Here is a 20,430-nt window from a genome sequence, read left to right on the forward strand (position 1 = left end):
AAATACTCAGAAATATCAGACAAAATAACTTAATATTTTTCTAAACTTTAATTGTGTTCCGTCTTTTCTGATTATTTTATGTAAAGAAGCTGTAACAATAGAGTGAACAAGTTCATTATAATGAAATGAATAATTTATTGCAATACTATTTTCTCAATTTAAAATATTTAAATTTGGTCAGTTTTTCTGTCAAAAAGGTGATACACTTCTATAGTTTAAAGCATGACCTAACTAAATTTTTTTATTGCAATTTCCAGTTCATATTGCTTTTTACATATAATATTCGTTATACGAAATGTTGATATACGTTATCATTTAAGCATTTTCAGTTCTTTTTGAGGATTTCCAGCCCTTTAGCAAACTGGAAATAAGCTTGTATTCCTCTGATGACATTTGGCTATAATTGATTTATAATAGATCAATCAAATACATTTGTTGTGATTGCGATGATGAAGAGTAGTACACATTTTCATCCGTTTGAAGAGAGTCTGCGGTGCTGGGAGCAGGTAACGGGCGATGTGGAATGGACTTCTGAGCAGCTGACCGAACGTTAGTAGGCCCAGCCGGAGCAGCCTCCGTTACCAACGTCTCGAGCGATTCCATTGTAATGGAATAATCAGGGTGGCACCACGGTTCATTCGTCCCTTTTTTCTACGGGAAGAATGGGCTTTTTTTATTATGTTTTAAGAAATGAGGTAAGAAATATGAAGAAAACGATTTTTTCAGGCATTCAGCCGAGCGGTTCCGTTACCCTCGGCAACTATATCGGCGCAATGAAGCAATTTGTCGACTTGCAGCATGACTACAACGGCTACTTCTGCATTGTCGATCAGCATGCGATTACGGTTCCGCAGGATCGGCTTGAACTGCGGAAGAACATTCGCAATCTCGCGGCCCTTTACGTGGCCGTCGGACTCGATCCTGAGAAAGCGACCCTCTTTATCCAGTCGGAGGTTCCCGCTCATGCCCAGGCGGGGTGGATGCTCCAATGCGTCGCATATATCGGCGAGCTTGAGCGGATGACGCAATTTAAGGATAAGTCAAAGGGCAAAGAAGCCGTCGTGTCCGGACTGTTAACCTATCCGCCGCTGATGGCCGGCGATATTTTACTGTACGGAACGGATCTTGTTCCGGTCGGAGAAGACCAAAAACAGCACCTTGAACTGACCCGCAACCTGGCGGAACGCTTCAATAAAAAATATAATGACATCTTCACGATTCCTGAGGTGAAAATTCCTGAATCAGGCGCGCGCATCATGTCACTGGCTGATCCGCTCAAAAAAATGAGCAAATCAGATCCGAACCAAAAGGCATACATCACGCTGCTTGATGAGCCGAAGCAGCTCGAAAAGAAAATCAAGAGCGCCGTGACTGATTCTGAAGGCATTGTAAAGTATGATAAAGAAAACAAACCGGGCGTTTCTAATCTTTTGACGATCTATTCTATTTTAGGAAACACATCAATTGAAGATTTAGAGGCTAAATATGAAGGCAAAGGGTACGGTGAATTCAAAAGCGATTTAGCCGAAGTCGTTATCGGCGCATTGACACCGATCCAAGAACGCTACCGTGAATTAATTGAGAGCGACGAGCTTGACCGCATTCTCGACGAAGGAGCGGCGCGCGCAAACAAAACGGCCGGCAAAATGGTGAAAAAAATGGAAAATGCCATGGGTCTCGGACGGAAAAGAAGATAAAGAAAAGAGGCGGGAGAATCCCGCCTCTTTTTTAGTTCACTTTTGATTCCTGCTCCATTTCCCAAAGCTTTTCGAAAAACGGCTGCCCTTTAATCAAATTTTCACAGAACGCAAGATGTTTATCTGACCAGCCTTCAATTGTTTCATTGTAAAGCATGTCCCAAATCTCTTCAAAGCTCATCCGTTTGATCTGCTCATACATATGCGGATTCCATTCCGTGTACCAATACACAATTTCCGCACGGTTTTTCAGCCCTTTCAGCTGGTCGAGCGCCATAAACATCAGCTGCTTGATCTGCCGCTCTTTTCTCGTCAGCCCTCTGACATGCTCCGGCGCCAATGACAAAATGTGATATTCCTTTGAAGACTCCAATTGCGCCGGCTCAAATTGAAACGATTCCGGTTCTACATCCTTTACCATTTCATAAACAAGCTGCTCCTGCCTCGGAATCAGGCGGCTCTTTCTGACCGGAATGGTATACCCGATCGTATCCACGGCAATGATGCCGATCCCGTCTGTCACGACAAAACAGTACTCCAGCTTTGTCCGCTCATGATTTTTTCGCACGTATGACTTTTGGTGGACTTGGTCAAGCAGTTCTTTCGGAAGCTCTGATAAGTCGTTTTCTATGTAATGAAATAATACCGACGGCACTCTGAGCAGCGGTGTCTGATCCAAAAGCTCAACCGTGTCTTCCTTCCGCCATTCGTGAAAATGGCATACATTGTAGCCGTTTTCTTCCCCTTCAAACCAATTGACCCATACATCATGAAGAAATAACATATTCGACCCCTCACTTTATAAAAACTGTTGTCCACAGTATAGGCAAGGGATAGATAAATTATTCCATTTCAATATGAGATTTCCGCAATACGGAGCTGGATTTCCGACTGCATTGCAACAAAAAAAATCTCCCGTTCCGTCCGGGAGATCATTTCACATTTTTCGGATCAAGCGCATCACGCAGCCCGTCTCCGACAAAGTTGAAGCACAATACGGTAAGAAGAATGAACAGTCCCGGAAATAACGGGTACCACCAAGCCTGAATCATAATCGTAAAGTTCTGTGCATCCTGAAGCATATTGCCCCAGCTTGCGATCGGCGGCTGAATCCCGAAACCGAGATAACTTAATGTAGATTCCGCCAAAATAACCGTTCCCACCTTTAATGTCGCTGAGACAATGATCGGTCCGAGCGCATTCGGCAATATATGAGAAAAGATGATGTGATGATTTTTTGTACCGATCGTCTTTGCAGCTAATACAAACTCTCTGGAACGAAGCGATAAAAATTCCCCCCGGACAAGGCGTGCCGTTGTTGTCCAGCCTGTAAGGGAGAAAATTAAAATTAATTTATCCATTCCGGGCTGAAAAATCGTAACAAGTGTAATAAGCAAAAATATATCAGGTATGGATAATACGATATCAACGGTTCTCATGAGAACGGCATCGACAATCCCTTTAAAATATCCGGCAACGGCTCCGACAACTGTCCCGATTGTAATCGCGCCGATCACAGAAACGAATCCGACAAGCAAGGAGACGCGCGCCCCGTACAGAACCCTCGTAAAGATGTCTCTTCCGAATTTATCAGTTCCCATTAGATGTTTTAAGCTCGGCGGCTTCAAACGATTGATAAGAGATTGACTCTCCGGAGAGTAAGGAGCGATTACCGAAGCGAATAAGGCTGACAAGATGATGATGGTTAATATAACGGCTCCGATTACAGCTAGTTTATTTTGAAAGAACTTTTCGAAAAAAATCTTCGTCATTGTTTCCGGTTTGGATTGAATATTTTCCTTTAATTTTACTTCACTGGGGGGTGTGCCGGTATTGGGCTGTAACATTTGACCTCTCACCTCTCTTTGTTAATATTCAATGCGGGGATCAACCAGCGCATATAAGATGTCCGCAATTAAATTCCCCACTACAACCAAAACAGCTGAAATGACCGTCATGGCCATGATAACCGGATAATCCCGCGAAAAGGCTGAATCAATAAACAATTTGCCGAGACCCGGCCAAGTGAAAATCTGTTCTACCACTACCGCTCCCCCGATAAATGACGGTATCATCAGACCAAAAATAGTGATGACAGGAAGAAGTCCGTTTCTCAAACCGTGTTTAAAAATCACTTTATTATCTCGGAATCCTTTCGCACGCGCCGTTCGTATATAATCCTGTTTTAACACATCCAGCATACTGGATCTTGTGTATCTCGTTATCCCTGCCATGTCTGCCGTGGCGAGCACAAAAGCAGGCAGAATCAAGTGATGCAATCGGTCAAATATGTTAAAGTCAGCATTTAAAGTGCTTACTCCGCCAGTGGGAAACCACCCCAGATTTACAGATAAAACCATGATTAAAATCAAACCGAACCAAAAATTCGGTATGGCAAGCCCTAAAAATGAAGTAACAGTTATCCCGTAATCCAATTTTGAATAAGGACGTTTCGCTGACAGAACACCAAATGGAATAGAAATAAGAAGAGCGACAAGGGTTGAGAAAAGCATAAGCACAATCGTATTCGGTAAGCGGGATAAGATAAGTTCAGAAACTGGAGTGCCTTTCTTGACGATAGAAGTCCCGAAATCCCCTTGCAGCATATTCCCCAGCCATTTCACATATTGAACAGGTTCCGGATCATTCAACCCGTATTTTTCAATGAATTTCGCCCTGTCCGCTTGACTGATTGTAGGGTCCATCATAAGTGACATCGGGTCTCCCGGCGCTGCTTTCATGATGGCAAACGACAAAATTGTAATGCCTAAGAGAATCGGCAAGGACATTAATGTTCGCCGTAAAATATATGTAACCATGTTCTTGTCCCCTTTTTAAATAGGATAAGAGAGGAAAGGAACCTCCTTCCCTCTCCAGGGCTTTTGCTATTTTTGATCCAGCCACCATTTTTCGATATTGTACAAGTCATTTTTAGGGTGGAATACATAGCCTTGTAAATTATTCGGCATCGCTCTGTGGTAATTGTAATAGAATAAGAAGCTGTACGGCTGATCTTCAGCAATCAATTTGTATATCTCTTCATATTTCTTTTGGTATTCTTTTCTGTCAGTAATTGACTTCGCTTCTTCAAGCAGCTTGTCGACTTTCGGGTTTTTATACCAGATATTATTCAGCCCGTTTTTCGATTGGCTTGAATGGAAGATAGAGAATTGATCCGGGAACGTTGCAAGACTCCATCCGAGAAGAAGAGCGTCATAATCCCAATTAGGGGCACTTGTCTGTTCGATTAACGCACTGAATTCAACAATTCGCGGTTTAGCCTCGATTCCCACTTCTTTTAATTGCTGCTGAACGACAACAGCTAAATCTTCACGAATTTTATTGCCCTGATTCGTTTTAATTTCAAATGAGAATTTTTTCCCGTCTTTATCAAGGTAGCCGTCACCGTCATGGTCTTCCCATCCGGCTTCTTTTAGCAGCTGCTTTGCTTTTTTCGGATTATAATCAAATGTCGGCACTTTAGACTTCGGATAATTCCATGACAGCGGACTCTCAGGAACATCCGCTACCTTACCGTCTCCGTTCAGCACTTGATCCACCATTGCCTGCCTGTCAAGAGCGTAAGTCAATGCCTGACGCACTTTTTTGTCCTTAAAGATCTCTTTTTTCTCATTCCAGCCGATATAGCTGTAGTTTAAGCCAAGGTCAGATTTGACCTTCACGTTTCCAAACGTTTTAACCGTATCAAAATCTGTGCCCGGCACAACGAAGAAATCAATATCCCCCGCTTTTAACTGAGCCACAGCAGCGTTAGAATCAGGTATTGTTTTTACTGTCACTGTATTAAGGTAAGGTCTGCCGCCAAAGTAATCATCATTTGCTTCCAGTTTGACATACTCGCCCTTTTTCCACTCAACAAACTTAAACGGACCGGAACCGATTGGATTTTTACGGTTAAATTCATTCTCTCCCAGATCTGCAACCGGCACCTTACCCAATATATGTTTAGGCAAAATGCCGTAACTGTCGAGAACGACATTATAGAAATAGGCATCTTTTTTCTTCATTTTAAACTGAATTTCATATTTCCCTTTTTTCGTTACGGATTTAAGGGACTCAAAACCCGAGCCACGCTCACCGTTGTAATCTTTGTTAAGAGGGATGCTGTAGGTGAAAACAACATCATCGGCCGTCAGCTCTTTTCCATCATGGAATTTAACGCCTTTTTTCAGTTTTACATCATACGTTAATCCCCCGTCAGCTTCTGTTACTTTTTCAGCCAGCGACGGCTTGACGTTTAATTTCTCATCAGTTTCCAATAATGTGCTGTAAATCATTCCTTCAATATCAGAACTTGCAACATCGGTAGAATAAAGTGGATTAAAAAGTGTGGGTTCCCCGGTTGACCCGACAACCAAATCTCCGCCTTTTTGCGGTTTTCCTGCCGGTTTGGATTCGGTGCTTGTGGATTTTGAACCGGAGCAGGCTGACAGGAAGATGGCGAGCGCCATAAAAACACTTAGCATCATCAGTGCGCTTTTACGTAATTTCATATCAATTCCCCCTTTGTGATATATATGCAGCAAACTGGTTATGTAATCCGGCATACCCCCTCTCGATGCTTGTCATTTCAGGCATATAAATGGCAGGCGACGTAATGGCCGGGAGCGGCTTCTTCAAATGCCGGGATTTGTTCCTTGCAGATCGGTTTGGCCATCGGGCACCGCGTGTGGAACACGCAGCCTTTCGGCGGGTTTGCCGGGCTTGGCAGTTCTCCTTTCAGGATGATTCGTTCCCGCTTGACGGCGTCTTTTTTTCTCGTGACGGGCACTGAAGACAAAAGCGCCTGCGTATAAGGGTGAAGCGGATTGCCGTACAGCTCGTGTTTTTCAGTCAGCTCCATCATTTTTCCCAGATACATGACGCCGACTCTGTCGCTGATATGGCGGACAACACTCAAATCATGAGAAATAAACAAATAGGTCAGGTTGAATTCTTCCTGCAGTTCTTCCATCAGATTGATGACCTGGGCCTGAATGGAGACATCGAGTGCGGAAACGGGTTCATCCGCAATAATCAGCTCGGGATTCAATGTCAGAGCCCGCGCAATCCCGATCCGCTGGCGCTGCCCCCCGGAAAATTCGTGCGGATAGCGGTTTGCAAAGCTCGGATGAAGGCCGACTTTCGCCAGCAGCTCCTCCACTCGCTCGTTCCGCTCGCTCATGCTGTACATATGGTGAGTCTGGAACGGCTCTTTAATAATGGAACGCAGCGTTTTCCTCGGGTTAAGGGATGCGAAGGGATCTTGGAAGACCATCTGGATGTTTTTACGGACGCTTTTTCTCAGCTTTTCTTCAGATAAGCCGGAAATATCCTGACCCTTAAAAAGAATCCGGCCGTCTGTCGGCTTGTATAATCGGATCATCGTCCTTCCCGCCGTTGATTTGCCGCATCCTGATTCACCGACGATGCCGAGCGTCTCCCCGCGCTTCAGTGAAAAAGAAACGCCGTCAACAGCCTTTATATCACCGACTTTCCTTTGAAAAAAACCGGAGCGGATCGGGAAATATTTTTTTACGTCTTTCAGCTCTAAAATCGTTTCTTGGCCTGCAGCTGTCATTTTGATGGGGCACCCTCTTCCTCATATAAAAAACATCTTACAGAACGGCCGCTTTCATGAGTTATCAGCTCCGGCTGCCCTGTTTTGCATTTGTCCATCGCTTTTGAACACCTCGGGGCGAATCGGCAGCCTTCCGGAAGATTATCCGGTGTCGGGACACTGCCTTTGATCGCTTTTAATGTATCAATCTCTCCATCTATCACCGGTATGGAGTTTAACAGCCCTTCGGTATACGGATGAAGAGGGTTTAAAAATAAGTCCTCCACACTCGCGCTCTCTACGACTTGTCCGCAGTACATCACGATCACCCTGTCGGCGGCTTCGGAAACCACACCTAAATCGTGAGTGATCAGCAGAATGGAAGTATCGAATTTTTTGCAGAGGTCTTTCATCAGCTCCAATACTTGGGCTTGTATCGTCACATCAAGCGCCGTCGTCGGCTCATCAGCGATCAGAAGCTTCGGATTGCAGCTGAGCGCGATGGCGATCATCACCCTCTGTCTCATCCCTCCGGAAAGGCGGTGCGGATATTCTTTCATCACTTGTTCCGCTCTGGAGAATCCGACGAGTTCCAGAAGCTCAACGGCTTTTTTGGACGCTTCTTTTTTATTCATTTTTTTATGGTATTCAAGCACTTCGGTAATTTGTTCGCCGATAGTCAGCACCGGATTCAGGGAAGTCATGGGCTCCTGAAAGATCATAGAGACGTCATTTCCGCGGATTTTGCAATATTCGTTTTCGGTGAAGGAGGCCAGGTCTCTGCCTTCAAGCTTAATCGAGCCATCCATAATTTTTCCGCCCGAGCCTTGGACAAGTCCCATAATAGAAAGCGAGGTGATGCTTTTGCCCGAGCCGGATTCTCCTACAAGAGCGACGGTTTCGCCTTTGTTAATGTGAAAATCAACCCCGTCGACTGCGGGGATCGGCTGTTTCTTTCTGAAAAAATAGGTCTTTAAATTATTCACTTCTAATAGTGTGCTCATGATACGCCCCTTTCTCATTCCGCTGAAGCAGAGGGAAACATACGTTTCGCTATCACAAAATATAGAATAGTCGAAAAATTTTATAGTTGTATATTATTACATCATTATTACAAAAGCAAGAATTTTTTAGGATAAATGTAATATCCTTAAATAATTTCCATTGTTTTAATCTATTAAAGCGTTGCCTCCAGAAAGGTTTTTGAAGGAATGGCCAATGCTTCTTTTACTGTTTTTTGATGGTCGGTTAAATATTTTTTTACTATATTGAATCCGACGGCATAGCCGAGCATTGAGGGGAAGTATCCTTTTCCGTATAACAGCTGGGAAAACATTCTGCTGTCTCTCGTTAAGCGGAGGTTCGGCTTGACTCTTTTTTCAAACAGAAAATCAAGCTGCTCAGGCGTATAGTAGGACGTCCATTCCGCCGTAAGACTTGAGCCGAACCGCTCATATACAGCATATTCTGCCAGTCCCTCCATCATGATTGTATCAAGGAATGTCTCATCTTTTTCGTCCTTTGTCACATGTTCTAACCGGCAGACGTGATTATATTCATGTGTCATAAGGGCGGATACAGCTGAATTGGAACTATCCGATGATAGAAAGAGGAACATTTTGTCCCGAAAGGCCAGACCGGATTTTGACCCGAATTCCTGACGGATTTTCCGGTTTCGTTCATCGACGGGCAAAACTACGATCGGCACGTCCGGCCCGTTCCACTTCTCCTTTAAATAGGCTTCCTCCTTTTGAATATGGCTGTAGCATCCTTTTTCTTTCAGCCGTTTACTGGTCCTAACGCCGTCCTTCAAATAGCGGAACATGCCGTGGTTTTGCAGCATCCCGAGTATCGGCTTCCACTCTTTCTTATCGGCCCCTGAAAAAAGCGGCAAAAGATGCTGGGCCAGATCATTTACGGATGCCGCCTTTTCCATCCATTGATATGTCTGCTTGACGCTCATACCGTTCGCCTCCTCTTGTTGTTATCATATGCACGCACAAAAAAACCGGCCACCTTTTTCAGGCAGCCGGTCAAAAACTGTATTATTGATATTTTTTAAAGATCAAAGTGGCATTATGTCCGCCGAAGCCGAGCGAGTTGCTGAGAACGATGTTGACATCCTGCTCGCGCGCTTTGTCCGGTACATAATCTAAATCACACTCTTCATCAGGTGTTTCGATGTTAATCGTCGGCGGGATAATGCTGTCTTTAATGGCCATGACGGAGAAGATTGCTTCAATTCCTCCGGCAGCGCCTAACAAATGACCCGTCATTGATTTTGTCGAACTGACGGCAAGCTTGTACGCATGATCACCGAAAACGGTCTTAATGGCTTTTGTCTCGTATTTATCATTGTAGTACGTGCTTGTGCCGTGAGCGTTGATATAATCAATTTCTTCAGGCTTGATGCCCGCATCTTTGATTGCTTCCTGCATCGCTCTCGCACCGCCTTCCCCGTCTTGGGCAGGCGCGGTAATGTGGTAGGCGTCACCCGTTGAGCCGTAGCCGACAATTTCCCCGTAGATTTTCGCACCGCGGGCAAGGGCATGCTCAAGCTCTTCAAGCACGATGATCCCCGCGCCTTCTCCCATGACAAAGCCGTCACGGTTTTTATCAAACGGGCGGCTTGCCGTTTTCGGATCAGGATTTGTAGAAAGGGCTTTGTTTGCACTGAAGCCCGCAAATGACATTCTTGTCAGCGGCGCTTCCGTTCCGCCCGTAATCATCGCATCGGCATCGCCGCGCTGAATGACTTTAAACGCGTCACCGATAGAGTTCGTTCCCGTGGCACATGCCGTCACCGTACAGGAGTTGACTCCTTTTGCTCCGAGAGCGATTGAGATTTGGCCTGTCGCCATATCCGGAATCATCATCGGAACAAAGAACGGGCTGACCCTTCTCGGCCCTTTTGTCAGGAAGATTTCGAATTGGGATTCAAGCGTTTCAAGACCGCCGATTCCGGACCCGACCCAAACGCCGACTCTCGGCGCGATCTCGTCTGTGATGTTCAGACCGGCATCTTGAACGGCCATTTTCGCGGCTACGACAGCGTATTGCGTGAAGCGGTCCATTTTTCGCGCTTCTTTTTTATCCATGTGATTTTCAATATTGAAATCTTTCAGTTCAGCAGCTACTTTCGCCGGATACTCGTCCGATTCCACACGTGTGATCGGTCCGATTCCGGATACGCCGCCGATTGCATTTTTCCAGCTTGTTTCGGCGTCGTTGCCAAGCGGAGACAGGGCTCCAAGCCCTGTAACGACTACTCTTTTTTTACTCATCTTGTGTGCACCTCACTTTTTTTTATCGTCCCCAGCGTATTGCTATGGCGCCCCATGTCAATCCTCCGCCGAAACCGACCATGACGATGACGTCGCCGTCTTTAATTTTGCCTGCTTCCAGTTCCTCTACTAATGAAATCGGAATGGATGCTGCGGATGTGTTTCCATATTTATGGACTGTTTTAGACATCTTTTCAACCGGAAGCTCCAAACGTTCCCGTGCCGCTTCCATGATGCGGATGTTTGCCTGATGCGGAATCAAAAAGTCTACGTCCTCTTTGGAGAGGCCGGCTTTTTCAATGACATTTACACTCGATTCACCCATTTGCCGGACGGCGAATTTGAATACTTCTCTTCCATGCATGATTGTATGCCCTTTTTCATCTAAGTACAAGTGCTGACCGCCTGTACCGTCTGCTCCGAGCTCAAATGACAGTATGCCTCTGTCGTCGCTGACCGGTCCGATGACCGCCGCTCCGGCTCCGTCTCCGAACAGCACAGCCGTATTGCGGTCGTCCCAGTCGGTAATGCTTGAGAGCTTTTCCACGCCGACCACGAGGACATGTTTGTATGTTTGCGATTCAATGAATTGTTTGGCGGTTACGATACCGTACATAAAGCCCGCACATGCGGCGCTGATATCCATCGCGCACGCTTTTTTGGCCCCGAGCTTCTCTTGTATCATACAGGAAACGGTAGGGAAGGACTGGTCAGGAGTAACCGTCGCCACGAGGATCATATCAAGCTCCTCAGCGGAAATGCCGGCCTGATCAAGCGCTTTTTGCGCTGCCTCAGCGGCCATGCCGGATGAATACATATCTTCCGCGGCGATTCTTCTTTCTTCTATACCTGTTCTCGTACGAATCCACTCGTCCGATGTATCTACCATTTGTTCAAGATCATGATTTGTCAGCACTTTTTCCGGGATGTAACGGCCGACGCCAAGAATTCCAGCTTTCATTGGAAAGACTCCTTTTTTATAATGAATTTAAAACTAATTAGTTATGATCAATTATTAGTATCAGGTACTAATTCTACCCTATTTTTTTTCTGTTGGCAATATATTCGTCTAAACTATCGGACGCTTCTCCTCATAGAATAAAAGGAAGACGAAAGGAGGCTTCACTATGGATATTTTCTCCAAAATGATGTTCGGCGATTCCAGAGACCGGGATAAAGAACCGGAAGAAAACCCGGAGCAGCCTCAGGCTGAAAACGAAGAAGAGATCGATTACAACCACGTGATGAATCAGCTGGGGTCCATCATGAACTCTCTGGATCAATTAAAGCCCGTATTTAAAGACTTCGCGCCGATGGTGTCCGCTATAAAGAAAAAAATCATGTGAAAAGCCACTTCATGAAAAGTGGCTCTCTTTATTTATTCAGCTCCCCGGCATCAGATCTGCCAAGCTCATACGCTTCCGCCATGACCGATGTAAACAGGTCCATAAACGGCTGAATTATTTCCATAGACAGATCTATGCCGGATTTCTCAAGCTCCGCCTTTGCTTCCGGCAGGTATTTCATCGCGATCTGCATAAATTCAAGAGACTTTTCATGCTGCATGTATATCCACCTCTATTCATTTGACGGCAGTTCATTTGTTCTGTTATACGTTTTGACAAGGTCTGAGATTTTGTCTTGAAATGCTTTGTCCACCAGAGGGCTGAACGTCCCCATTTCAACGACTCCTTCCCTGAAATCAAAGTTGTGATCTCCGCTCTTGAGCGTACCTTTATTATATTGCTCGGCAATTAATGTATAGGCTTTATCTACGTTTTGCACCGTGCTTGTCAGCACCGTGTTTTTGCCGAGATTCGATTGCTCGGCGACATAGCCGATGGCGTAAAGCCCGTCTTTTTTGATTTGCTGAATGACAGGAACATTATACCCGTCTCCGGCCGGATATACAACATCCGTGCCTTCCGCTTTTAACTTCTCGTAAAGATGCAGCGCTTCATTGCCGTTATCCCAGTGGTCCGTAAATTCAGTATTGACGGTGATATCAGGCTTTTCATATTTCGCTCCTTTGATAAAGCCGTCTACTTCAGGCTGCCACAAAAAAGAGGCGATGACGCCGACCTCATTGTTTTTTGACATATGGGCGGCCGTCATTCCCCCGAAAAAGCCCATTGCTTCTCCCATAAGATGAACGCTTGTGACATTATCGCTTTTCGCCGTTCCGTTTGCGACGACGAATTCCATGTCGGGATAATCCTTGCTGATCATATTGAAAATTTCCTCGTATTCATTTCCGTGCCCGTATAAAAGATTGACTCCTTTTTTATGAAAATCATCTATCGCTTTTAAAATATCTTCATCGGATCTGATATTTTCTTTATAATAAACGTCAACGTTAAATTCAGATTGTATCGCTAATAAACCTTTGTAACCTTTTGTCCCCCATACCAAGTCACTGATGGTATCGGGAAAAAGCATTCCGACCTTCTCAATTTTTCCTTTAAACGGAGTTTGTGCGCATCCGCTCAATAAAAGGAGGACAGAAAAGGTCATGACAAGCCTGGTGATCAAGCCATGTTCAACCCCTTTTCAAACTCATAACATGTATAAATTGATATACGTTTATTGTAGCGGTAATGCACATAACATGGAAGGTATTTCTTAAAAAATGTCGAATATTGATGAAAATTGTCTTTTCCACTCTTTAATTTTTTCTTCCGCTTCCGTTTTTTGTGTTTTTTCTTTTATTTCCAGGGTAATAATCTGGTTTTCGTCTTCTGTACCGTCAGCCTCAAGCTGATTCATCAGCCCGCAGACTGCGTCTTCTAAATAGATCCTGCTTTCGCCATCTTCTTTTGCTTCCGTCCACGGACCGTAGAGGGGAGGAAGGATAATCGCTTTTGCCGTATCCCGCTGACCGTTTTTTTCCCAGTCTCCGTGATCCTCACTGTAAACAATCCAATATAAAGGCTCAGCCCTTTCTTCAGGCAGACACCCGCTCCCGTATTGAACGCAGATACGATCGTATTCCTTTTCACCGATTTCATCTATTATTTGAAAAAGCCCGTTTCTCGCGAGCCACATTAAACGTTCTTCTAAATACAGCTGCCTCGTTTTGTCCTCCGGTTCTGCCAAAATGACATCAACATGCACACCCTCATCCATCAACCGTTCGCACAATGAAAGGCCGAGAAATTCATCTGCTCCAATGATCAACGCTGTCTTCATCACATCTGCCGCCTTTCCGGTTATTCATTCGCACACAAGCCAAACAGCCCTCTGAAAAGAGATGGCTGTTGTATTCTATTCATTACAGGTCTTTTTCATGACTGCGGAAAAACCGGCAGATGGCTCTGTACATACGCGCAGGGTTCTCAAGCAGGTGATACGTGATATCAGTCTTGCTTCCGGTCTTTTCCCGGGCTTCTTTATACGCGTTCGCATGCAGGGTGTACGGGTACGGCGCTCCGGTCGTTCTTTGCCATATATGTACCGGCGCGCGGGTGCGGCAGCCGGTAATGGTCTGATAGCTCAGTGAGCTTGCCTCTTTTTCAGAAACACCGAAGCTTTGTGCCGTTTCCCTCAGAAACTGCTTATAAAAAAACTTATTTTCTTTCTCTGATTCAAAATGGGCTTGAAGATCAAGACAAGGATCTAACATTGCGGCTGAACGGATATGCTCCGGTGAAGACTGCAGCAATTGATCGGCGATGAGGGCGCCCATGCCTTCTGCGAGCAAGTGTATTTTCGGATTGAGGGTTTCTTGTTTCAGCACATAATGAATCAGCTGTCTGGCGTAAAGGACGGCTTTTTCCGAACCCCAATGCCGTCCGTATAAATTGCTGTTGAAAATGGTGTACCCTCTGTCAAGCATCGTATTTAACAGCTGGTTTCTCCCTTCATGTTCGAGCCAAAAGCTTGAGTCCCGGCTGACAAAGTGGGTTCTGTCCCCCAGAATAAAGATACAGAAGCCGTTCGGCCGATACGGCAGATGGATGACGTTCAGCTCAGATCCGAATTGGAAGAATCTTTCCGTTATCCCCATGCCTGCCCGCCTCCTTTTACTCCTAATCTCTCTATTGGCTATCATATGTAAGAAGAATGAAAACGGATCGGATAAACTCCTATTTGCTGCTATGTTTTGGCTATTATCCCGAGCACGGGAACCGAATTTTCCTTCAGACGGCCTGACAGGCGGGCAAATGTCAGTTTCAGGCGCGCTTTTTGATGAGAAAATGACCTTCCGCCCGCGCTTTATGTATGGTATGATACAACGTAGAATAAAATGAAGGACGAGGTGGAAACGTGCGGTTTATTATCGGTTTTATTTGGACGTTCCTTTTAACACATATGGCCTGTTATTTGGTCGCCTCCATGAACAGTGCGGCGTACAATTTCAAGCAATCATCCGTTATTGCCGTAGTTATTGCGGTGCTTGTCTTTGTTCTTGCGGAGATCATGCCTGTCAAACAGGATGCAAGCCAGCATTAAATAAAAAAACCTGCTATTCAGCAGGTTTTTTTGTGTTCACGGTTTTCGTTGATACGTCCATAATCTGTTGTGGTTTGAAGTTTCAGGGAACATTTCTCCCACTGTGAGCTTGATTTTCTGCGGATTTTTGACCATGCTTCCCGTTTCGCCGATTTCAACGTACACACCGTTATTCGGCGCTTTTTGTCCCGGGCGGAATTGATGCTGCTGTCCCACGTCATTTCCTCCTTTTTCTTTTTTATGTAGTATGCGCTTGTATGCGGAGAAATATCAAAAACCGCTGAATGAGGTTCAGCGGTTTTTTTGTTCATCCTGTTTGTATAGAAGAGCTTTCAGGAGCGCTTTTTGCGCGTGAAGCCGGTTTTCCGCCTGCTGGAATACCGCAGAGTTCGGGCCGTCGATAATCTCGGACGTGACCTCTTCTTCCCGATGCGCGGGCAGGCAATGCAAAAATGTATAGTCAGGTTTGGCGAGACTGACAAGTGAGGCGTTGACTTGATACGGGGCAAACACATTCAGCCGCTGCTGCGTCTCTTCCTCCTGCCCCATGCTCGTGAAGACGTCGGAGTAAATCACGTCTGCATCCCGCACCGCTTCCTGCGGATTTTCGGTAAGTGTGATTTTCGCTCCGGAAACAGCCGCCGCTTCTTTTGCGGCATTCACAGCCTCTTCTTCGGCTTCATAGCCTTTCGGCGAAGCAACCGCAATGTCACAGCCCATTTTTGCGCAGCCGATCATTAGTGAATGCGCTACATTATTTCCGTCACCGATATAGGCGGCTTTTACTCCTTTTAATTTTCCTTTTATTTCTTGTATCGTTAACAGATCCGCGAGTGCCTGACACGGGTGATACCGGTCGGTCAGCCCGTTTATGACAGGAATATCTGCATGCTCAGCAAGCTCTTCGACTTTTTCATGTTCAAAGGTGCGGATCATTATGGCATCAACGAAGCCGGACAGCACCTTCGCCGTATCCGCGACCGTCTCCCCCCGCCCAAGCTGCAGGTCGCTGCTTGAAAGAAATAGTCCCGTTCCCCCGAGCTGGGCCATTCCCGCTTCAAAAGACACACGTGTGCGGGTTGAAGATTTTTCAAAAATCATCGCCAATGTTTTCCCTTGGAAAATCGGCTGTATCGGATGTTGTTTTAATAATGAAGCTTCTGTCAAAAGCGCATTGATGTCTGACGGGCTGACATCTTTTAAGGAAAGAAAATCTTTGCCGTACAAATGGGTTAATGTGTGTTCCGCTTTTATTGTGTGCATGATGCCACTTCCTTTTGATAAAGATCTTTGAGCGATACAGGCTGAGGTTTGCCGGAGCCGCTTGCTAAAAATGCCTTTACGGTTTCCGGTTCAGTAAAGACCGTCACGCCGTGCGTCATGGCTTCGATCCGTTGTTTACGCGCTTCTTCAGAGTAATTGAAATTGATATGGACCGCTTTATCCTTTCGCTCTGCCCATGCCGGGAACGCATCTTTGCATACCGTAAATCCCGCCTCTTGAGCCTGACGTTCCAATTCCGCATCACAGCCTTCCAGATAGATGCTGCCTTTTTTCTCCCAGACGTGCGCGTAGATTTTTTTCAGGGCGCTTTCTGCGTCAAACGCGACACACATGCCTTCTCCGGTCGACTTCATTTCCGGCCCGGGCTTTACGTCCACATCCTGAATGGCGTGCGAAGAAAAAACCGGGAATTTCACTGCCGTTCCGTGCTGATTTTGAACCTCGGGCTTGATGTCTTTAAGGGAAGCGCCGGCCAGCAATCTGGCGGCAAGCGGGATCATCGGCACCCCCATTACCTTAGACACGACAGGAACCGTGCGGCTTGCCCGCGGGTTCACTTCAAGAACGAGAATATCTCCTTTGTCATCAATGACAAACTGAATGTTCATGATGCCTTTAAAAGCCAGTTTTACCGCGATTTTTTCGGCGGCCTCTTTTATATTCCGCTGCATATCAGGTGTGACAGACGGACCCGGAAGAATCGCAAAACTGTCGCCCGAATGGACGCCGGCGCGTTCAATATGCTCTGTGTAAGTCGGCACGAATACTTCATGTCCGTCGGAAATCAGATCGATCTCCAATTCTTTTCCTGTAATGTACTGATCGATCAAAATCGGATACGGCATGCCCGCTTCATTTTCCAGCAGTTCTGACATTTGCGCTTCTGAATCAACGATGATCATGCCCATCCCACCGATGACATAAGACGGACGGATCAGCACGGGGTAGCCGATTCGGCTTGCTTTTTCCGTTGCTTCTTCTTTTGAATAAGCGGTTTCGCCTTTGGCATGTTTCAGGTCAAGATCATCAAGCAGCTGATAAAACAGATCCCGATCCTCCAGCGCATCAAGGGTTTCAAAGGATGTTCCGAGCAGCGGAATGCCCGCTTTTTCCAGCGGTTCAGCGGCATTGATCGCGGTCTGTCCCCCAAATTGGACGATGGCAAAATCAATGTTTTCATGTTCCGCCACGTTCAAAATATGTTCTGTCGTCAGCGGTTCAAAATAAAGCCGGTCGGCGATTTCATAATCCGTGCTTACTGTTTCCGGATTGTTATTGATCATAATCGTTTCATACCCCAGCTTTTGCAGGGTCAGAACGCCGTGGACGGCGCTGTAATCAAATTCCACTCCCTGACCGATGCGGATCGGGCCGGAGCCGATGATGAGGGCGCGTTTTTTCTCTTTTCGGCTGATATCTCCATCACTTTCCCCTAGATAGGTGGAGTAGAAATAATTCGTCTTGGCATCAAATTCAGCGGCGCATGTATCTACGATTTTAAACGACGGGACGATGCCTGATTTCTTTCTGAGAGCACGGATGTCTTCTTCCGTTTTTCCCGTGAGAGATGCGATCATGACATCAGTGAAGCCTTTTACCTTCGCCTGCTTTAAAAGCGGGACAGACAGATGATCCCCTTCTTCCATCAGCTTGTTTTCCAATGTGATGATATTTCGGAATACATGGAGAAAAAACGGGTCAATTTTCGTTTTGGCATGGATGTCTTCTATCGTTTCACCGCGGCTTAACAGTTCCATGACGACGAAAAATCTCCGGTCATCCGGCGTTACCGCTAATTCCCACAGCTGATTGATCGTACAGCCGCCGAGTTCAGGCAGGCGGGTGCCGATCGTTTTCAGCTCAAGGGAGGCCGCCGCTTTTTGAATGGCCGCTTCCATATTTCTTTCGATCGCCATGACCTCTCCCGTCGCTTTCATCTTCGTTCCGAGCGTGCGATCGGCATGTTTAAACTTATCAAACGGCCAGCGCGGGAATTTGACGATGACATAATCAAGCGCCGGTTCAAAGCTTGCATAAGTAGAGCCCGTCAGCGGATTTTTCAGTTCGTCGAGCGTATAGCCGACGGCAAGTTTCGCCGCCATTTTGGCAATCGGGTAGCCGGTCGCTTTTGACGCGAGGGCCGATGAACGGCTGACACGCGGGTTCACTTCAATGACATAGTACTGTTTGCTGAACGGATCCAGCGCAAATTGAATGTTGCAGCCGCCGACCACATCCAGCGCCGAAATAATCGCCAGGCTTGCTGAACGCAGCATCTGATATTCTTCATCCGTTAACGTCTGGGACGGTGCGACGACGATGGAGTCTCCTGTATGCACGCCGACGGGATCGATGTTTTCCATATTGCAGACGGTGATGCATGTATGATTGCTGTCGCGCATGACCTCATATTCGATTTCTTTAAATCCGGCGATGCTTTTTTCGACGAGGCATTGGCTGATCGGGCTTGCTAACAGCGCCTGTTTAATAAGCGTCTGAAACGCTTCTTTCGTTTTCGCGATTCCGCCTCCCTTTCCGCCTAACGTGTACGCCGGTCTCAGAATGACCGGAAATCCGATAGACTCAGCGAAACGGAGGGCGTCTTCTTCGTTGTCGACGATTTCGCTTTCCGGAACGGGCTGATCGAGCTCTTTCATCAGGGCGCGGAACTGCTCCCGGTCTTCGCCTTTTTGAATGGTTTCCACTGATGTTCCCAAAAGCTTGACGTGATGCTTCTTCAGCACGCCTGCTTCTTCAAGCTTAACGGCTAAATTCAATGCCGTCTGGCCGCCCAAATTGGCAAGCAGACCGTCCGGTTTTTCTTTTTCAATAATGGCCTCGATGCTGTCGGTTGTGAGCGGTTCAAAATATATTTCATCGGCAAACGCCTCATCCGTCATAATCGTTGCCGGGTTGTTGTTGACTAGAATAACGCGGTATCCTTCTTCTTTCAGAGCCATGCAGCCCTGCGTTCCTGAATAATCAAATTCTGCCGCCTGGCCGATGATGATGGGGCCGGAGCCGATGACTAATATGCTGGAAATGGTTGTATCTTTAGGCATGAGCGATTTCTCTCCTTGCTGGTATCACTTTCTCTAGAAATTCATCAAATATCCACTCGCTCTCAGCCGGGCCGGGATGAGCTTCAGGGTGGAACTGGACGCTTAATACGGGAAGGCGCTTATGAATGAGCCCTTCCACCGATGTGTCATTGACATGGTGAAATCTGATGGACAGCTCGTTTTCGTCAATTGATGCTTCATCGACGACATAGCTGTGGTTCTGGCTTGTCATAAACACCCGTTTCGTTTTCCGGTCAATGACGGGATGGTTGGCACCCCTGTGGCCGAACGGCAGCTTATACGTATTTCCTCCGAAAGCCAGGGCAATCAGCTGATGCCCGAGGCAAATGCCGAGTGCGGGGAAAGCCTTCAGTAAAGCCTTAATCCGGTTCATGTACGGCGCAATCGCTTTCGGGTCGCCCGGGCCGTTTGAGAGCACGATTCCGTCAGGCTGAATGTCATAAACGGCGTTCATCTGCTGATACGGAATGACCGTTACTTTACAGCCGCGCTTTACAAGTGACGAGGCGATTGATTTTTTATAACCGAAATCAATCAGCGCAATATGCCGGTCTCCGTTTCCCATTGACGTGATGTCTTCAGACTGCGCCAGCTCCGCCGGGTTTTCTGTTCCGGATGCTGCGGGAATCTCTCCTGTTGTTGACACGGCAGCGTTCATCGTGCCGCCGGAGCGGATGGTTTTGACGACGGCCCGTGTGTCCACTTCGGTTAAGAGCGGGATGTTCCATTTATTTAAATACTCTCTCAAGCTTGAAACTGCTTCATGGTGAGAAAAATGTTCACACGCTTCATAGACGGCAACAGCCTTGACTTGAGGAATCTTACTTTCGAGGTCTTTTTCATTAATTCCGTAGTTTCCGATCAGAGGATACGTAAAGACGACGATCTGACCCTTATATGACGGGTCAGTAAGCACTTCCTGATAGCCCGTCATTCCGGTGAAAAAAACCGCTTCGCCAACACAGCGGGCCTCTTTTTCAAGTTCACCGCCGAATGATGTTCCGTCTTCCAATACTAAATAGCCTTTCATCTAAAGCCCACCTCTTGATGAATAATTAATTAAAAACATG

Annotated in this window: 20 protein-coding genes and 1 other annotated feature; of the genes, 3 read left to right on the forward strand and 17 right to left on the reverse strand. The window is 46.4% G+C overall.

The window, feature by feature from the left end; genetic code table 11:
• Nucleotides 1-437 precede the first annotated feature (437 nt).
• Nucleotides 438-649: a binding site (T-box leader), on the forward strand.
• A 55-nt stretch (nt 650-704) separates the two neighbouring features.
• The gene (gene trpS, locus CXL14_RS17435; protein ID WP_014417415.1) at nt 705-1,697 is read left to right on the forward strand and encodes a tryptophan--tRNA ligase; all 993 of its coding nucleotides are present in this window, start codon (nt 705-707) and stop codon (nt 1,695-1,697) included.
• Nucleotides 1,698-1,728: 31 nt separating this feature from the next.
• On the opposite strand, the gene CXL14_RS17440 is transcribed toward trpS, so the two are convergent.
• The 9 genes from CXL14_RS17440 to CXL14_RS17480 all read right to left on the reverse strand — a co-directional run bounded on the left by CXL14_RS17440 (nt 1,729) and on the right by CXL14_RS17480 (nt 11,502).
• Entirely contained in the window at nt 1,729-2,481 is a 753-nt protein-coding gene (locus tag CXL14_RS17440) for a YjbA family protein (RefSeq protein WP_007409116.1), read from the reverse strand.
• 148 nt (nt 2,482-2,629) lie between these two features.
• On the reverse strand, nt 2,630-3,544 hold the full coding sequence (opp4C, locus tag CXL14_RS17445; RefSeq protein WP_101287885.1) for an oligopeptide ABC transporter permease: 915 nt from the start codon (nt 3,542-3,544) through the stop codon (nt 2,630-2,632).
• Nucleotides 3,545-3,565: 21 nt separating this feature from the next.
• Entirely contained in the window at nt 3,566-4,516 is a 951-nt protein-coding gene (locus tag CXL14_RS17450) for an ABC transporter permease (RefSeq protein ID WP_003155051.1), read from the reverse strand.
• A gap of 66 nt (nt 4,517-4,582) precedes the next feature.
• Entirely contained in the window at nt 4,583-6,211 is a 1,629-nt protein-coding gene (locus CXL14_RS17455) for a peptide-binding protein (RefSeq protein ID WP_032863796.1), read from the reverse strand.
• Nucleotides 6,212-6,288: 77 nt separating this feature from the next.
• Complete coding sequence (locus CXL14_RS17460; protein WP_014417412.1) at nt 6,289-7,278, reverse strand: ABC transporter ATP-binding protein; 990 nt, start codon at nt 7,276-7,278, stop codon at nt 6,289-6,291.
• Complete coding sequence (locus tag CXL14_RS17465) at nt 7,275-8,261, reverse strand: ABC transporter ATP-binding protein (RefSeq protein ID WP_014417411.1); 987 nt, start codon at nt 8,259-8,261, stop codon at nt 7,275-7,277. Before CXL14_RS17465 ends, CXL14_RS17460 begins: the two co-directional genes overlap by 4 nt.
• 173 nt (nt 8,262-8,434) lie before the next feature.
• Nucleotides 8,435-9,220: a DUF2268 domain-containing putative Zn-dependent protease gene (locus CXL14_RS17470; RefSeq protein WP_014417410.1), complete on the reverse strand. Its 786-nt coding sequence runs from the start codon at nt 9,218-9,220 to the stop codon at nt 8,435-8,437.
• Nucleotides 9,221-9,302: 82 nt separating this feature from the next.
• The gene (fabF, locus tag CXL14_RS17475; RefSeq protein ID WP_014417409.1) at nt 9,303-10,541 is read right to left on the reverse strand and encodes a beta-ketoacyl-ACP synthase II; all 1,239 of its coding nucleotides are present in this window, start codon (nt 10,539-10,541) and stop codon (nt 9,303-9,305) included.
• A 22-nt stretch (nt 10,542-10,563) separates the two neighbouring features.
• Complete coding sequence (locus tag CXL14_RS17480; RefSeq protein WP_007409122.1) at nt 10,564-11,502, reverse strand: beta-ketoacyl-ACP synthase III; 939 nt, start codon at nt 11,500-11,502, stop codon at nt 10,564-10,566.
• 166 nt (nt 11,503-11,668) lie between these two features.
• On the opposite strand from CXL14_RS17480, the gene CXL14_RS17485 reads away from it, so the two are divergent.
• Nucleotides 11,669-11,887: a hypothetical protein gene (locus tag CXL14_RS17485; RefSeq protein WP_007409123.1), complete on the forward strand. Its 219-nt coding sequence runs from the start codon at nt 11,669-11,671 to the stop codon at nt 11,885-11,887.
• A 28-nt stretch (nt 11,888-11,915) separates the two neighbouring features.
• On the opposite strand, the gene CXL14_RS17490 is transcribed toward CXL14_RS17485, so the two are convergent.
• The 4 genes from CXL14_RS17490 to CXL14_RS17505 form a co-directional block, all read right to left on the reverse strand.
• Complete coding sequence (locus CXL14_RS17490) at nt 11,916-12,107, reverse strand: ComZ family protein (RefSeq protein ID WP_014417408.1); 192 nt, start codon at nt 12,105-12,107, stop codon at nt 11,916-11,918.
• Nucleotides 12,108-12,119: 12 nt separating this feature from the next.
• The gene (locus tag CXL14_RS17495; RefSeq protein ID WP_014417407.1) at nt 12,120-13,073 is read right to left on the reverse strand and encodes a BMP family ABC transporter substrate-binding protein; all 954 of its coding nucleotides are present in this window, start codon (nt 13,071-13,073) and stop codon (nt 12,120-12,122) included.
• 90 nt (nt 13,074-13,163) lie between these two features.
• Nucleotides 13,164-13,730 carry a Rossmann-fold NAD(P)-binding domain-containing protein gene (locus tag CXL14_RS17500; protein WP_032863798.1) on the reverse strand — a complete coding sequence of 189 codons (567 nt, stop codon included), beginning with the start codon at nt 13,728-13,730 and terminating at the stop codon, nt 13,164-13,166.
• An 82-nt stretch (nt 13,731-13,812) separates the two neighbouring features.
• Nucleotides 13,813-14,547 carry a lipase family protein gene (locus CXL14_RS17505; RefSeq protein WP_014417405.1) on the reverse strand — a complete coding sequence of 245 codons (735 nt, stop codon included), beginning with the start codon at nt 14,545-14,547 and terminating at the stop codon, nt 13,813-13,815.
• 260 nt (nt 14,548-14,807) lie between these two features.
• Between CXL14_RS17505 and CXL14_RS17515 the strand changes: the two genes are divergently transcribed.
• Nucleotides 14,808-14,993, forward strand: a complete 186-nt coding sequence (locus CXL14_RS17515) for a YjzD family protein (protein WP_007409129.1) — start codon at nt 14,808-14,810, stop codon at nt 14,991-14,993.
• A gap of 36 nt (nt 14,994-15,029) precedes the next feature.
• Here CXL14_RS17515 and CXL14_RS17520 read toward each other — a convergent pair whose 3' ends face one another.
• The 4 genes from CXL14_RS17520 to CXL14_RS17535 form a co-directional block, all read right to left on the reverse strand.
• Nucleotides 15,030-15,209 (reverse strand): YjzC family protein, encoded by a 180-nt coding sequence (locus CXL14_RS17520; protein ID WP_003155070.1) that lies wholly within the window; start codon nt 15,207-15,209, stop codon nt 15,030-15,032.
• A 75-nt stretch (nt 15,210-15,284) separates the two neighbouring features.
• Nucleotides 15,285-16,256, reverse strand: a complete 972-nt coding sequence (gene argF / locus CXL14_RS17525) for an ornithine carbamoyltransferase (RefSeq protein ID WP_014417404.1) — start codon at nt 16,254-16,256, stop codon at nt 15,285-15,287.
• Complete coding sequence (locus tag CXL14_RS17530) at nt 16,244-19,339, reverse strand: carbamoyl-phosphate synthase (glutamine-hydrolyzing) large subunit (RefSeq protein ID WP_014417403.1); 3,096 nt, start codon at nt 19,337-19,339, stop codon at nt 16,244-16,246. The genes argF and CXL14_RS17530 overlap by 13 nt, the downstream gene beginning before the upstream one ends.
• A complete protein-coding gene (locus CXL14_RS17535; RefSeq protein WP_014417402.1) occupies nt 19,332-20,390 on the reverse strand; it encodes a carbamoyl phosphate synthase small subunit in 1,059 nt (352 codons plus the stop codon). Before CXL14_RS17535 ends, CXL14_RS17530 begins: the two co-directional genes overlap by 8 nt.
• Nucleotides 20,391-20,430: the final 40 nt, after the last annotated feature.

Origin of the sequence: Bacillus sp. SJ-10 (genome assembly GCF_002843505.1) — a bacterium.
In the GTDB taxonomy this organism is placed as follows: domain Bacteria; phylum Bacillota; class Bacilli; order Bacillales; family Bacillaceae; genus Bacillus; species Bacillus velezensis.